7 protein-coding genes are annotated in these 15,454 nt (G+C 70.6%); 5 read left to right on the top strand and 2 right to left on the bottom strand.

Annotation, left to right across the window (positions count from 1 at the left end; genetic code table 11):
- Nucleotides 1-48: 48 nt before the first annotated feature.
- Nucleotides 49-7,572 (bottom strand): type I polyketide synthase, encoded by a 7,524-nt coding sequence (locus GLX30_RS04025; protein WP_244257996.1) that lies wholly within the window; start codon nt 7,570-7,572, stop codon nt 49-51.
- Nucleotides 7,573-8,793: 1,221 nt separating this feature from the next.
- Here GLX30_RS04025 and panD point away from each other — a divergent pair.
- The 3 genes from panD to GLX30_RS04010 all read left to right on the top strand — a co-directional run bounded on the left by panD (nt 8,794) and on the right by GLX30_RS04010 (nt 10,962).
- Nucleotides 8,794-9,216: an aspartate 1-decarboxylase gene (gene panD / locus GLX30_RS04020; RefSeq protein ID WP_159683595.1), complete on the top strand. Its 423-nt coding sequence runs from the start codon at nt 8,794-8,796 to the stop codon at nt 9,214-9,216.
- Between the two features lie 216 nt (nt 9,217-9,432).
- Nucleotides 9,433-10,263, top strand: a complete 831-nt coding sequence (locus GLX30_RS04015) for an MBL fold metallo-hydrolase (protein ID WP_159683592.1) — start codon at nt 9,433-9,435, stop codon at nt 10,261-10,263.
- 51 nt (nt 10,264-10,314) lie between these two features.
- On the top strand, nt 10,315-10,962 hold the full coding sequence (locus GLX30_RS04010) for an aspartate/glutamate racemase family protein (RefSeq protein WP_159683590.1): 648 nt from the start codon (nt 10,315-10,317) through the stop codon (nt 10,960-10,962).
- Between the two features lie 389 nt (nt 10,963-11,351).
- Here GLX30_RS04010 and gndA read toward each other — a convergent pair whose 3' ends face one another.
- On the bottom strand, nt 11,352-12,794 hold the full coding sequence (gndA, locus tag GLX30_RS04005) for an NADP-dependent phosphogluconate dehydrogenase (RefSeq protein WP_159683588.1): 1,443 nt from the start codon (nt 12,792-12,794) through the stop codon (nt 11,352-11,354).
- A gap of 364 nt (nt 12,795-13,158) precedes the next feature.
- Here gndA and GLX30_RS04000 point away from each other — a divergent pair, with 364 nt between their 5' ends.
- Entirely contained in the window at nt 13,159-13,920 is a 762-nt protein-coding gene (locus GLX30_RS04000; protein WP_159683585.1) for a DeoR/GlpR family DNA-binding transcription regulator, read from the top strand.
- A 144-nt stretch (nt 13,921-14,064) separates the two neighbouring features.
- Nucleotides 14,065-15,420, top strand: a complete 1,356-nt coding sequence (locus tag GLX30_RS03995; RefSeq protein WP_159683583.1) for a sugar ABC transporter substrate-binding protein — start codon at nt 14,065-14,067, stop codon at nt 15,418-15,420.
- The last annotated feature ends 34 nt before the right edge of the window (nt 15,421-15,454 follow it).

Genomic DNA, 15,454 nt, shown 5'->3' with positions numbered 1-15,454 from the left:
TGGCGAAGAATGGTTGCCGCGCCGTGTGGCGCGGCAACCAGGGGCCGTTCAGTGCTGCGGCTGGCCGAGGCGGGCTGCGACGTGTCGGGCGAGCTCGGTCAGGCTGCCTGCTCCGATCAGTTCCACGACGGGTAGGTCGCAGCCGGTGCTCTCACCCAGTGCGGTGGACAGTTCCAGCGCCATGAGGGAGTCGAGGCCGAGCAGTTCCAGGCGGCGCGAGCGGTCGATGCGGTCGGGTTCGCTCTGCAGGACCATCGCCAGGAGCTCGGCGAGCTTGTCCTCGATCAGCCGTGTCGCTTCGGCGGGACCGGCGGCGGCCAGGGTGGCGCGCCAGTGGTCGGCGGCTTCGCGTTCCTCTCGGCCTTGGAGCAGGCCGGCGGTACGGGGGGCTGACAGGGAGGGCATGACGTGCTGGCGCAGCAGGTCCCAGTCGAAGAAGCCGACGGTGGCGTTCGGGACGTCGCCGCGCTCCAACAGTTCGTCCAGGCAGGCGAGCGCCTCGCCGGCGGTGAGGTGGCCGAGGCCGATCGCGGCCATCTCGGCGCCGCGGCCGCTGCGGTGGACGTAGCCGGTGCCCGAGATGCTGCCCCATTGCACGGCCAGGGCGGGCAGCCCGGCCCGGTGCCGGCCGCGCGCCAGAGCTTCCAGGGCGAGGTTGCCACCGACGTAGGGCGCCTGCCTCATGTTGCCGGCGAGGGCGGCCACCGAGCTGTACATGACGAACAAATCGAGGGGGCGGTTCCGTGTGATGGAGTGCAGGAGCATGCCTGCTGTGGTCTTGGGGGCGAGGACCGCGCGCAGGCGCTCGTCGCTCAGATCGGGCAGTGCTCCGTCGTCCAGGACCATGGCGGCGTGGACGACTCCCGCCAGCCGGCGCCCTGAGTCATCAATGCCCTGGAGGACTTCGCGCAGGGCGGCTTCGTCACTGACATCGGCCGCGTGCACGGTGGCGTCGGTACCGGCCCGGTGCAGGTCGGCCAGGAGGGAGGCCGCTTCGGGCGCGGCATCGCCGCGTCGGCTGAGCAAAGTGAGGTGGCGGGCGCCGCGGTGGGCCAGGTGGCGTGCGGTGGCGGCCCCCAGCCCTGACAGACCGCCGGTGATGAGGTAGGTGGCCTGTGGATCCAGTGCCGGCCGAAGTGCGGCTGGGCGCAGGGAAACTTCCTCTTCACCGAAGGCGACGACGACCTTTCCGAAGTGTCGGGAGTGCTGGAGGCTGCTGAATGCTTCCGCGATGCGATGGGCCGGGTAGACGCGGTGCGGCAGAGCCTTGTAGTCGCCTCGTCGCACGGCTTCACCCAGTTCAGCGAGGTGAGCGTCCATCAGAGGTGAGGATCCGTTCAGCATCGGGGACAGGTCCACACCGAAGAACGACAGGTTGCGCACGAACGGCGCCAAGGGCAGCGGGCTGTCGAGCAAGAAGTCACGCATGCCCAGCTCGATGAACCTGCCGTGGGGTTTGAGCAGGCCGACGCCGCGAACCAGGGCCTCGCCCGCCAGGGAGTTGAGGACCACGTCGACTCCCGCACCGCCGGTGAGGTCCTTGACCTGTTCGGCGAAGTCGAGCCGCCGGGAGTCCAGCACGTGCTTCACCCCCAGCAGACCCAGCAGGTCGCGCTTGACGGGGGTGCCCGCGGTGGCGATCACGTCGGCACCGACGCGCCGGGCGTGCTGCAGCGCGGCCATGCCCACCGCGCCGGCGGCGCCGTGGATGAGCAGCGTCTCGCCCTTGGTCAGGCGGGCGAGGTGGTGGAGGCTGTGGTGGACCGTGCCGAGTGCCACCGGCAGGGTGCTGCCCTCGGCGAAGGTCATGTCCGCGGGCAGGGGCATGACCCGGTCGGCGCGGGCGAGCGCGTGCGTACCGAAGGCGCCTCGCGCCGGCGCGGCCACCCGGTCGCCGGGGGCGAGGTGGGTGACGCCGGGGCCGACCGCGCAGATGACACCGGCACATTCGAGGCCGATGCCGGCCCTGTCCGGCAGCCGGCCGGAGGCGACCGCGGGGACCCGGCCGGTGGCGACCATGATGTCGCGGTAGTTCAGCGCTGCCGCGGCGACCGAGATCACCACCTCACCCGCTCCCGGCACGGGTGGTTCGGCGGCCTGCCAGCCGAGCCGGTAGTGCAGTCCCACATCGTCCAGGGTCAGGGTGTAGCCACTGTTCCCGCTGGGACGAACCGGTGGTGCCAGCGGCCGTACGACGGTGGTGAAGCGCCCTGACGGGGTCAGTACGACTTCGTCGTCTTCCGCCCCCGCCAGCATCTCCTGGGTCAGACGTTCTGCCAGCCGCTCGAAGTCTTCAAGGTGGCGGGCACCGGTGAGGGCGATCCTGCGGACCGTCAGCGATCGATGCTCGCTCGCCAGGGTGCGCGCTCCTCCCCAGGCGCCGGCGATGTCAACGGCCGGGGGAGGGGAGTTGATCTCATGCGGGCTGCTGTGGACCAGCCACACGGTGAGCTCGCCGCTGCCTTCTGGCTGTGTGCACGCGGTGGCGAGCTCCCGTAGGACGGCGAGGTGTCTGACCGCCGCGTCGGTGACCTCGGCCGGGGACGTGCTCGCCTCCTCCACCAGCAGGACGAGGTCCGTCGGCGGCTGCCCTTGGGCGCGCAGGGCATCCACCCACGACGGGTCTCGCAGGGACACGATGGTGACGGAGTCGGCCTCCGTGCGACGGCCCAGACAGGATCGAAGCGCATGCTGGAGCCGCGCCTGGCCCGTTCCAGGGCCCGGCAGGGTACCCATCACCCACCGGCGGCCCCCCGCGGCGTTCGTGGCGGTCGGCAGGAAAGCGGTGCTCTCCTCGGTGGCGCGCGGGCGGCGGGCGGCGACGATGACGGAGTGATCGGCCAGTGAGAAGGGGGCGGGGCCACCGGTCGAGGTGGCTCCGGTGAAGCCGCTGCGGTTCAGAAGGTCCTTCCACTGGTCACGGCCCATGAGCGGCCCGTCGGGTCGCAGATCGTGATCGGTGGTGGACCAGAAGGTGTCCAGCAGTCCGAAGAGCGGCGCCAGCAGGTCGAGGCTGTGGCTTTCCACGGCGAGGAGGTGCCCGTCGTCGGCCAGCAGATCGGCCACCCGTCGCAGGGTGGCTCGGAGGTCGGTGGTGGCGTGCAGGACGTTCGACGCCACGACGATGTCGAACGAAGAAGAGGTGAAGCCCTGGCCGGACGGGTCGCTCTCCAGGTCGAGGACCTGGTAGTCGACGAAGTCGTACGCGGCGAAGCGGCTCCGGGCCTGGGGGAAGAAGGCGGAGGAGACGTCAGTGAAGGTGCAGGTCGTCAGTCCTGGTCGCAGGTGGGGCAGAAGAGCCGCCGTGGTGGAGCCGGTGCCGGCTCCGACCTCCAGAATCCGCAGCGGCCGGTCCTTGGGCCATTCGGCGACCGCCGCCGCCAGCAGCGTGGCGGCGAGACGGCCGTGGTGAGCCAGGACCGGAGCACCGTCGTAGAAGCGTCCGGCCAGGGCATCGGCTTCGGAGAACAGCAGCTCCAGCGGGTCGACGTGGCCCCGGAGCACCCCCACCAAGTGCTTGCCGAAGATCCCGTAGAGCAGCCCGGAGAGCGCCTCCCCGGGGAAGTCGTCGAGCATCGCCGCGAACAGTGGCCCGGGGGTGGGTTCCTTCCCCGCCCTCCAGCGGCCGGGCCCCGCAGGCTGCAGTACCCCATGTCGAGCGGCCATCCCCAGCAGGTGGTTGAGCAGCCGGATGTGCTTGGCGTGCGCGCCCGCCGCTACCAGTCCTTCGACGGTGACAGTGTCGGCACCCGGCAGAAGTTCCCGTACGGCGGCGCCGACGAAGTGGGCGGCGACTTCCAGGCCCCTCGCACGGAACCGGTCGTAAGGCCCGGCCTGCCACGCGGCGGTGAGTGACGCGAGCTCCTGAGCGCGGGCGGCGAAGACCTGTGGGGGTGCGGGCAGTGGGGAGGGGGCGCCGGCCTGCCCGAGCAGGGGTGCCGCCCGCAGCGTCTCGGTCAGCTGCTGGGGCCGGGCTGGACGCCCGGCCTCGAAACGCCGGATCCGGCACCCGTGGAGTTCCAGCGCGACCACCCCGTCCCGGTCGCTGACCGTGATGTCCCACACCGCTTCCTGGCGGGTCATCGAGCGGCTGCGCACGTGGACCAACCCTGTTTCGGGCATGGGGTTCCAGTAGCGGACGGTGTCGACGCCGGCGGGCAGATAGGGGCAGACATCGTCACTGGCGGCGCTGATCAGCGGCATGCCCGCCTGCAGGGCGCCGTCCAGCACCGTGGGATGGGCGATGTGACCCGCAGCTGCTTCCATCGTCATCGTGTACTGCGCCAACACCTCCCCCGTTCCGGCGCGCAGGCCGGTCAGCGTCTGGAAGGCCGGTCCGTAGGGCAAGCCGGCCCGCGCGCAGGCGTCGTAGTGCTCCTGCGCGGACACGGTCCGGGGAAGCCTGGAACGGATCGCATCCACGTCGACAGCTGCGGGCCGCTCCCGCAGCAGGCGCCTTACCCGGCCCCGTGCGTGCGTGCGCCAGTCGCCCTGGTCGCCGGTACGGCTGGAGATGACCAGTGCTCCGTCGCCCGCGAGGCTGGTGGACACCTCGACGGCCGTCTCCGCGTCACTGAGGGAAAGGCTCAACGCCCGCTCGAAGACGAGGCCGGTGATCTCTGCTGGAACGCTGCCGGTTTCACTCCCGGCAGCCAACGCCATATCGGTGTAAGCGGCCGCAGGCCACACCACCGCTCCCGCCACGGTGTGGTCGGCCAGCCACGGCACGGCGTCGGGATCCAGGCGCCGGCGCCACGTCGGCTCGGCGACCGGCAGCCGGCTGCCCAGCAGCGGCCGGCATACCGTCGTATCGGCATCCTGCATGCCGTCCTCGCGCCACCACCGCGGCTGGCCGTTCCAGTGCCGCTCCCGCTGCCAGGGATAGGCAGGCAGATCCGCCACCGCGCCCCGGCGCGGGAAGAACACCGACCAGTCGACCTGCGCACCCAGCGCCAGCAGCCGGGCATGTGCCGCATCCAGGGCTGCCGGGCCCGAGTGGACGCGCGAGAGCGTCGGCACGACATGGACCGGGCTGCCGTCGGCCGCAGCCACGCGCCGCAGGTAACCACTGAGCACCGGATGAGGACCGATGTCCACCAGCACGTCACATCGCAGTTCGTCCCCGGCCAGCACCGCGGCGGCGTCGGCGAACCGGACCGGCTTGCGCACATTGGACCACCAGTAGCCCCCACCGAGGGCCGTTCCTTCCACCGCGGCCCCGGTCACACTGGAAACGAACGGAATGCGGCACTTGCCGGGAAGAAGGTCGCTCAGCGCCTCGGTCAGCGGCTCCCGGATCCTGTCCATCGCAGGCGTGTGGAAGGCGTAATCGAGCCCCAGATCCCGGAAGAAGACACCTTCGTCGTCGAGCCGTGCCCCGAACTCGGTCAAGGCCGACGCCTCACCGGCGACCGTCACGTCCTGATCCGCATTGATTGCGGCGATACTCAGCCGACCGGCGAACCCCTCCTGGGCCAGTCGCCGGCTCACGACATCGGGGCACAGCCCGACCGCCGCCATGCGGCCCGCCCTCGCGGTCACCGCCTGCGCCCGACTGCGTGCAGCGACCACCTGGCAAGCCTGCACCCGGCTCAGCGCCCCCGCGCAGTAGGCCGCCGCGACCTCACCCACACTGTGCCCCATCACCGCGGCCGGCTCGATACCGCGCGCGGCCAGCGCCGCCACGACACCGGCCTGGACCGCGAACAGCAACGGCTGCGCCACCTCGGTCCGATTCCAGCGCTCCTGCTCTCGTCCCCCCGCCAACTCGTGCCTCACCGACCAGCCCAGCATCGGCCGCAAGGAGCCGTCCACGGCACTCACCTCGGCCGTGAATGCCTCGTCCTCGCCCAGCAGTTCGGCTCCCATCCCCATCCACTGCGCACCGTTGCCGCTGAAGACGAATCCCACACGGCCGCGATCAGCAGCTCGAGCCGCCGCTGCCCCTGCCGCCGGTTCTGCCGACGCCACCGCCCGCAGCGCCGCCGCGACCTCCTCGGGTCCCTCGGCCAGAACCGCGATCCGCTGCTCCAGTCCCTGACGCCGCCTGGATGCGGTGAAGGCGGCATCGTAGAAGCAGCCTCCGCCCGAAGCGTCCTGCCGCTGGGCCAGGTCCTCGAAGTGATCCGCCCACCTGTGTGCTGCCTCGGTGAGCGCGGGGGAGGTACGGGCTGAGACGATCACGGGCAGCCGCTTTCCAAGCCCCCGTCCCTGGCGCGGTTTTTCCCCCGTCCGGGTAGGCGCCGCCGCTAGGACGACGTGGGCGTTGGCACCTCCGAACCCGAAGGAGTTCACACCCACCAGGGCCTTGCTCGTCCCGGATACGGTCCGTTCCTTCACCACCGGCTCCAGCCCAAGTCCGGCGAAGTCGATGGCCGGGTTGTGCGGCACGGCGTGCAAGGTCGCCGGGATTCGGCCTTCTCGCAGTACCAGCATCCCCTTCAGCAGCCCCGGCACGCCGGCGGCAGCCTCCAGGTGCCCCAGATTGGACTTCACCGACCCCACCGGCAGCGGCTTGCCGTCACGGCTGCTGCCCAGGACCTCCCCCAGGGCCTGGCATTCGACCGGATCCCCCGCCTGCGTCCCCGTCCCGTGAGCCTCCACATAGGCCACATCACCCGCGTCGAGACCCGCACCCGTATACACCCGCCTCATCAGGTCAGCCTGCGACCGGGCACTGGGCAACGCCAGCCCAGCAGTCCGCCCGTCCGCGTTGACACCGCTGGCCACGATCACCGCGTGCACCCGGTCACCGTCCGCCAAGGCCGCCGACAGCGGCTTCAGCAGCAGCACTCCAGCCCCTTCGGCGCGCACATACCCATCTGCCGCGGCCGAGAACGGTCGACACCGCCCCGTCGGCGAAAGCATCGAAGCCTGGGAGAAGCCCGCGAAAGGCCAAGGACTGAGCAGGACATTCACCGCCCCCGCCAACGCCAGGGGGCTACGCCCGGATCGGAGCACCTCGCACGCTTGATGCACCGCGGTCAGTGCCGAGGAACAGGCCGTGTCCACCGCGCTCGAGGGCCCGCGCAGGTCGAAGAAATGAGAAAGGCGGTTCGCCGTGATGCTGACAGCCGAACCCGTCATCGTGTACGCGTTGAGCGTCCGGGGCCTGCTCACTTGCAGGTCGGCGTAGTCGTGCGAGGAGACACCGACCACCACCGCCGTATCGCTGCCCGCCAGCCTCGCCGGATCGATCGCGGCGTCGTCGAATGCCTCGACCGCGCACTCCAGCAGAAGCCGCTGCTGAGGATCGATCCGGGCTGCCTCCTTGGGGGAGATGCCGAAGTACCCGGTGTCGAAGGACCCTGCGTCCTCCAGGAACCCGCCGGCGGCCGTACACGACTTGCCCGGCCGCACGGGACCGGCCGTCACGAGCCCCGCGGTCTCGAACCGGTCGTCCGGCACCTCACCGATCAGGTCCCGCCCCTCCGAGAGCGCCGCCCACAGGCCGTCCAGGGAGTGGATTCCGCCCGGCAGCCGCACACCGACCCCGACCACGGCCACCGCGTCATCGCGAACCTCTTCAGGGGCCGTCGTGGCGATGGGGACGGCATCACAGTCAACAGACAAGTCAACACTCCAAGTGAGCAGACGAGCCCAGCCCATGAAAGGCCGCGGTCTCTCTCACATAACGGAAATCTGGGCTGAAGGACATGACCCCCAGCAAGCTGCGAACCCTCAAGGCCGCTTGCAACCGCACCACGGTGACAGCCCAGCCCATCGCCCAGCCAGGTTGAGTGCGACATGCGCACCGGGGCCGCGTTCGCCATCGCCGCTCCCACCCGAGCCCAGACCCGGCCGTAGTGCGCAGCCTCCTCCTCCGTCTACATCTGCAGGCGGCGGCGTGCGGCATCACCCCGAACAGCAACTTCACGCCCTTGGAGGAAGCCGCCCGCCCTTCGGACCGCTTCGTCGGCGGCTTACCCCGTCAGACGGGCGCCGAGATCGCCTTTCAGTGGATCTTCTGCTGCTCCAGCCATTTGAAGATCTCGGCCCTCTGTACGGGACCTTGGCGTTCCTGCCTCGGCCGAGCTTGTAGCCCTTTCAAGCCAGTTTCGATGCCTCCCTATAGACCCAGCTCGTGGACATTGCTGAGCATCGCAGCGACCTCGGATGTGCCCATAAGGACGGCCTCGACGCTACGGCGCCTGCTCGACGAGCTGTTATCGGTGTGGGTCTTGTCGGGGTGCGACTGCGGTTCCACGGGCAAGATGGCTCCTCAAGGCTGGCCTGAGCCTGATCGCAGTTGGCTCGCACTCTGCTCTGGCCGAATGCCAAATGTCCTTGACGCCCGTCCTGTGCCACCGCCAAGAGTCACCGGACGAGCCATACCCATGGTCATGAGAATCGCCGGTTCGGGTAACCGGCGATCCGCTGCTGGTTGCCGCGCCGCTTCGGGCCCCAGATTCATCGTTGCACCAGAGGGCCTCCTTCCTCCTTTGAGACGGAAGCGGGGGACTGGCCCTCCTGACCTATGGCGCTGCGCAGGCCGGTTTCCCGTCGACCGGCCCTCGCTCCCGACCGCCGTCCAGGCCGCCAGAGTGACGGTGATCACGGACGCCGTTCGCAGGGTGCTGCGTACGCTTGTGTAGTCGTCGCGATGGGGTCGCGAGAGCGGGCGAAGCCCTCCCTCAGCTATCTGATGAGGCGTCAGAAAAGTTGGCAAGTGGTCAGCATGAGTCCTGAAAAACCTGGGGATTGCTGCCCGAACATACAACTCGTTGTAGGGTAGGGAAACCGCCCTTGACCTGCAAAAACGCAGGCAGGGAGCCTACATCCAGGAGTGCCTCGATGCTGCGTACCATGTTCAAGTCGAAGATCCACCGCGCCACCGTCACCCAGGCCGACCTGCACTACGTCGGGTCCGTGACCGTCGACCGCGACCTCATGGACGCCGCCGACCTGCTGCCCGGTGAGCTGGTCCACATCGTCGACATCACCAACGGCGCGCGCCTGGAGACCTACGTCATCGAGGGGCAGCGCGGCTCCGGTGTGATCGGGATCAACGGGGCCGCCGCGCACCTGGTGCACCCCGGAGACCTGGTGATCCTCATCAGTTACGCCCAGGTCGAGGACGCCGAGGCCCGCACCCTGGTGCCCAGCGTCGTGCATGTCGACGCGGACAACCGGATCGTGGCGCTCGGCTCCGACGCCTCCGAGCCGGTGCCCGGCAGCGACACCTCACGCAGCCCCGAGGCGGTTTCCGCGCTCTGAGCGGCGCACGCGGGCGAACCCCGCCCGCACGCGGGCGAACCCCGCCCGTACGCGGGCGAACCCCGCCGCCGGGGAGGAGACTGGGAGCAGAAGTGTTCCGGCCCGGCGGTGGGCGCGCGTGCAGCGTGGGGCGTGCGGTGACCGCGGCATCTCCTGTGGCTTCGCAGCGCAGGACCGCGGCGCCGCCCCTGTGACCAGGGGGGTTGCGGAGACGCCATGACTGTTCACAAGGTCGGTCAGGACATCAGCGTCCTGAACGACTGCCTCGAAGTCCCCGGCATCGGCTATCTCGCCGTCAACGCCTTCGTGCTCCACGCACGGGAGCCCGTCGTCGTCGACACCGGCGTCGGGCTGCCGGACCGTGACTTCCTCACCGCGCTCGCCTCGGTGGTCGATCCCGAGGACGTCCGGTGGATCTGGCTGACGCATCCCGACCGCGATCACACCGGAGGGCTGTTCGCACTGCTGGACGCCGCGCCGCACGCCCGCCTCGTCACGACCTTCCTCGGCGTCGGGATCATGTCGACGGAGCGCCCACTGCCGCAGGACCGTGTGTATCTGCTCAACCCCGGCCAGAGCCTCGACGTCGGCGACCGTACGCTCCGGGCGTTCCGGCCGCCGCTGTTCGACAACCCGGCCACCACCGGCTTCTACGACGACACGTCGCGCGCCTGCTTCAGCTCGGACTGCTTCGGCGCCCCGATGCCCACCGAGGCGCTGGCGACCTCCGACCATGCCGGCGACGCCACGGACGACGAGCTGCGCGACGGTCAGCTGCTCTGGGCCACCGTGGACAGTCCGTGGATCCACAACGTCGACACCGCCAAGTACCTGGCCGCCGTCCAACCGCTGCGCGAGATGGCGCCGGAGGCGGTCCTCAGCACGCATCTGCCGCCGGCCGTCGGCATCGCACCGCGGATGATCGACACCATCTCCCGGGCCCCGGGCGCCGACCCCTTCGTCGGTCCGGACCAGGCCGCGCTCGAGCAGATGCTTGCCTCGTTCGAGCCGGAGGGGACCCCGTCCGCCCCGGTCGTGCCCGGCTGAGGCCGCCCGCCGGGGCCGGCGGCGGCGTGTGGCGGCGCTAGCATCGCGATCATGCTGGCGCTGCTGCACACCTCCCCCGTCCACATACCCGTCTTCGACACGCTGAGGGACAGCGGCCACCCGTCCCTGGAGCTACGGCACCTCGTCCACGGAGAGCTGCTCGCCCGCGCGATGGCCGAAGGCCCCCTGGCCGTCGCCGCCGCGGTGGACGAGGTACTCGCCGGAGCTGTCGCCGACGGCGCCACCGCGGTGCTGTGCACTTGCTCGACGATCGGCCAGGTCGCGGAGGCGTGCGCGCCCCGCCTCGGCGTCCCGGTGCTCCGGGTGGACCGGCCGATGGCCGCCGCCGCGGCCCGGCACCGGCGGATCGTCGTGGTCGCTGCGGTGCGCAGCACACTGGAACCGACGGCTGCGCTCGTCCGGGAGGAAGCCGCCGGGCGCGACATCGACCTGAGCACGCGGCTCGTCGAAGGCGCATGGGAACGTTTCGAGGCGGGGGACCACGACGGCTACGTGGCCGCCGTGGCCGGGGCCCTCGACGAGGTCCGCGACGCGGACGTCATCGTGCTCGCCCAGGCCTCGATGGCGGACGCCGCCGACCGCACCAGCACCCGGGTGCCCGTGCTCTCCAGCCCCGGGACGGGCTTTCGTGCGGCAGCCGCCGCGGCCGGCGTCCGACCCGAGGACGCCGTAGCGTGACTGGATCGCGCCGGAACGGGAACGCGGTACGGGACCGCGGAACGAAACGACCCTCACAAAGATCCGTCCCGGATCCGTCCCGCGGAACGGAAGAGAACGGAAGAGTTCCATGACGTCCCCCGGGAGGCCGGCATGACGCACCCGAACCCCGCCCCCGCACCCCCGGTGCCCACGCCCGACCCCGGGCCGCCGCCGGACCCGGGTCCGATGCCGGGTCCGGTGCCCACCCCGAGCCCGCCGCCGGTGCCCCCGCCGGATCCGATCCCGCAACCGCCCGGACCCGGACCGCAGCCCGTTCCCGACCCGCAACCGGAGCCGGGCCCGGCCGGCGTCTGACAGAACCGCCTGGAGCCGCCCCCCGACCGAGGAGGGGCGGCTCCGGGCGTACGTCAGTCGGCCACCACCTCCGAGCGGTCGCCGCCCCAGAGGGTGTGGAACGACCCCTCCCGGTCGGTCCGCCGGTAGGTGTGCGCGCCGAAGAAGTCCCGCTGGCCCTGGGTCAGCGCGGCGGGCAGCCGCTCCGCGCGCAGTGCGTCGTAGTAGGCCAGCGCGGCGGCGAACCCCGGCGTCGGCACGCCCTGCCGGGCGGCAGTCGCCACGACGTCCCGCCAGTCGTCCTGGGCCGCGCCGATCTCCTCGGCGAACTGCTTGTCGGCGAGCAGGCTCGGCAGATCCCGCTGCTCGTCGTACGCCCCGCGGATCCGGTCGAGGAACGCGGCCCTGATGATGCAGCCGGCACGCCAGATCGCGGCGACCGAGCCGGCGTCGACGTCCCAGCCGTACGCCTCGCTCCCGGCCTGCACCTGGTGGAAGCCCTGCGTGTACGACACGATCTTGGACGCGTACAGCGCCTGCTCGACCCGGTCGGCGAAACGGCCCGCCTCCTCGGCGCCGAGAGGCCGCGGCTGAGGGCCGGGGAGCGAACGCGACACCTCCCGCAGCCCCGCGTGACCCGACAGCGAGCGCGCGAAGACGGCCTCGGCGATACCGGAGACGGGCACGCCCAGGTCGAGCGCGATCTGCACCGTCCAGCGGCCGGTGCCCTTCTGCTCCGCCTGGTCCATGACGACGTCGACGAACGGCTTGCCCGTGGCCGCGTCCGTGTGCGCCAGCACCTCCGCGGTGATCTCGATCAGATACGAGTCCAGCCGCCCGGTGTTCCAGGTGCGGAAGGTCTCCGCGATCTGTGCGGGGGAGTAGCCCGCGACCGTACGCAGCAGGTGGTACGCCTCCGCGATGAGTTGCATGTCGGCGTACTCGATGCCGTTGTGCACCATCTTCACGAAATGCCCGGCGCCGTCCGGGCCCACGTGCGTGACGCACGGGGCGCCGTCGGGGGCCTTCGCCGCGATCCTCTCCAGCAGCGGGCCGAGCGAGTCGTACGACTCGGCCGAGCCGCCCGGCATGATGCTCGGACCGTGCAGGGCGCCCTCCTCGCCGCCGGAGATCCCGACGCCCACGAAGTGGATACCGCGCTCCCTCAACTCCTTCTCGCGGCGCCTGGTGTCGGCGAAGTGGGCGTTGCCGCCGTCGATGATGACGTCGCCCTCCTCCAGCAGCGGGGCGAACTCCTCGATCACCGCGTCCGTGGCGTCACCGGCCTTGACCATGATGACCAGACGGCGCGGCCGCTCCAGCGCGGCGACGAACTCCTCCGGCGACTCGGCGGCGACGAACGTCCCTTCGCCCCCGAACTCCTCGACCAGTGCGCGCGTCCTGGCGGCCGTCCGGTTGTGCACGGCCACCGTGAAGCCGTTGCGGGCGAAGTTCCGGGCCAGATTCCGGCCCATCACCGCGAGACCCGTGACGCCGATCTGAGCTGTTCCACTCATGCGTGTGCTCCTGGAAGTCCGTAGGAATATGCCGCCCCTACGCATACGCAGGGACACGGCAGGCCATTCATCGATCCTCGAGCCGTGCGGAGGCTTCCGCACGCCGTCATTGTCGGCCCACGGGCGCCGTTCGGGCACCGCGGCGCCCCAAGCGGGCAGCACCCGGCTCCGCTCCGGACCGCCACACCCACCTGACCAGGCGTGACGCGTTTCGGTAAACGGGCACGAACGGGCACAGGGTGCGCCGTGGAGACGCTGGTCGAGCGGCCTCGATTGCTTGTACAAACGACACACGGACCCGGACGGACGCCGGCGCCCGTACAGGCAGCAGAGCATCAGCACCACATGAGCAGGGATGTGTGCCGTGGACACCGAGGAACGCCGACGGGGAATTCTCGACACGGCCCGGCGTGACGGGTCGGTCGACGTCAACCGGCTGGCCGACCGGTTCCGGGTGGCCAAGGAGACCATCCGTCGCGACCTCCACACCCTGGAGGAGCACGGGCTCGTGCGGCGCACCCACGGCGGGGCCTATCCGGTCGAGAGCGCCGGCTTCGAGACGACGCTCGCGACCCGCACCACCCGCCATGTTCCGCAGAAGTCGCGGATCGCGGCCGCCGCGGCCGATCTGCTCGGCGATGCCGAGACCGTCTTCGTCGACGAGGGCTTCACCCCGCAGCTCGTCGCCGAGGCGCTGCCCCGTGACCGGCCGTTGACGGTGGTCACCGCGTCCCTCGCCGTGGCGACCGTCCTCGCCGACGCCGAGCAGACCGCGGTGCTGCTGCTCGGAGGGCGGGTGCGCGGCGGGACCCTGGCCACGGTCGACCACTGGGCCACCAGGATGCTCGCCGGCTTCGTCATCGACCTGGCGTACGTCGGCGCGAACGGCATCTCCCGCGAATACGGTCTCACCACCCCGGACCCGGCCGTGAGCGAGGTCAAGGCACAGGCCATGCGCAGCGCACGCCGCCGGATCTTCACCGGCGTGCACACCAAGTTCGGCGCCGTCAGCTTCTGCCGCTTCGCCGAGGTCGGCGATTTCGAGGCCGTCGTCACCGACGCCGGACTCCCGGCCGCCGAGGCGCAGCGCTACTCGCTGATGGGGCCGCAGGTCATCCGCGTCTGACCCGCCTGCACACCGGGATCCGCACGGAACCCGGAATCACACATACCTCTCCGCTTCCGTCGCCGCCGCACCGGGCCACGGGCAGGCCCCGGCATGCCACGGCGCGACAGAACCCGGAGCCGCTACCAGTGATCAGGAGAACAGATGCCCCACCAACGACGACGACAGGGGATCCGTGTGCGTGCGGGCGCGGGCGCGGCGGCCATGGCCCTCCTCGCCGGATGCGCCGGCGCGGGCGGCACCTCCTTCGGGGGCGGCGACGCGCTCAACGTGCTCATGGTCAACAACCCGCAGATGGTCGAACTGCAGAAGCTGACCGCCCAGCACTTCACGAAGGAGACCGGCATCAAGGTCAACTTCACGGTCCTGCCGGAGAACGATGTGAGGGACAAGATCAGCCAGGACTTCTCCAACCAGGCCGGCCAGTACGACATCGCGACCATCAGCAACTTCGAGGTCCCGTTCTTCGCCGAGAACGGCTGGCTCCACCCGCTCGACGAGTACACCCGCGCCGACACCGCGTTCGACCAGGACGACATCCTCGAACCGGTCGCCCAGTCGCTCACCTACGACGGCACGCTCTACGCGGAACCCTTCTACGGCGAGTCCTCCTTCCTGATGTACCGCAAGGACGTCTTCGCCGAGAAGGGCCTGACGATGCCGGCGCGGCCCACCTGGCAGCAGGTCGCCGGCCTGGCGGCGAAGGTCGACGGCGCGCAGAAGGGTATGAACGGCATCTGCCTGCGCGGACTGCCCGGCTGGGGCGAGGTCGTCGCCCCGCTCACCACCGTCGTCAACACCATGGGCGGGACGTGGTTCACCAAGGACTGGCAGGCCCGGCTCGATTCGCCCGAGTTCGCGAAGGCCACCCGGTTCTACGTCGATCTCGTGCGCAAGCACGGCCAGTCCGGCGCAGCCCAGTCCGGCTACGCCGAGTGCCTCAACAACATGACCCAGGGCAAGACCGCCATGTGGTACGACGCCACGGCGGGCGCCGGATCGCTCGAGGCCTCCGGATCACCGGTGAAGGGCAGGATCGGCTACGTACCGGCGCCGGTGGAGAAGACCGAAAGTTCCGGCTGGCTCTACACCTGGGCGTGGGGCATGCAGAAGGCCTCCAAGAAGCCGGACAAGGCATGGCAGTTCATCTCCTGGGCCTCCGGCAAGGAGTACGAGGCCCTGGTCGGCGACACGAGCGGATGGGCGAACGTCCCCGCCGGGAAGCGGGCGTCCACCTACGACCACCCGCAGTACCTGAAGGCGGCCGCGGCGTTCGCCGAGGTGACCAAGGAGGCCATCGCCGGCACCGACCCGCGCAGCCCCGGAACCCAGCCACGCCCCACGACAGGCATCCAGTTCGTCGGCATCCCCGAGTTCACCGACCTCGGGACGAAGGTCTCCCAGGAGATCAGCGCGGCCATAGCCGGCCGCCAGTCCGTCGCGCAGGCCCTCAAGGCCTCGCAGTCACTGGCCGAGAAGGTCGCCAAGGAGTACCGGTGAGTACATCGCTCAGCACACCACCGAACCCACCCGC

The sequence above is a fragment of the Streptomyces sp. Tu 2975 genome (genome assembly GCF_009832925.1).
Classification (GTDB): Bacteria; Actinomycetota; Actinomycetes; order Streptomycetales; family Streptomycetaceae; genus Streptomyces.
The sequence above is the reverse complement of the archived record's forward strand: the minus strand, read 5'-3'. Positions and strand labels throughout refer to the sequence as shown.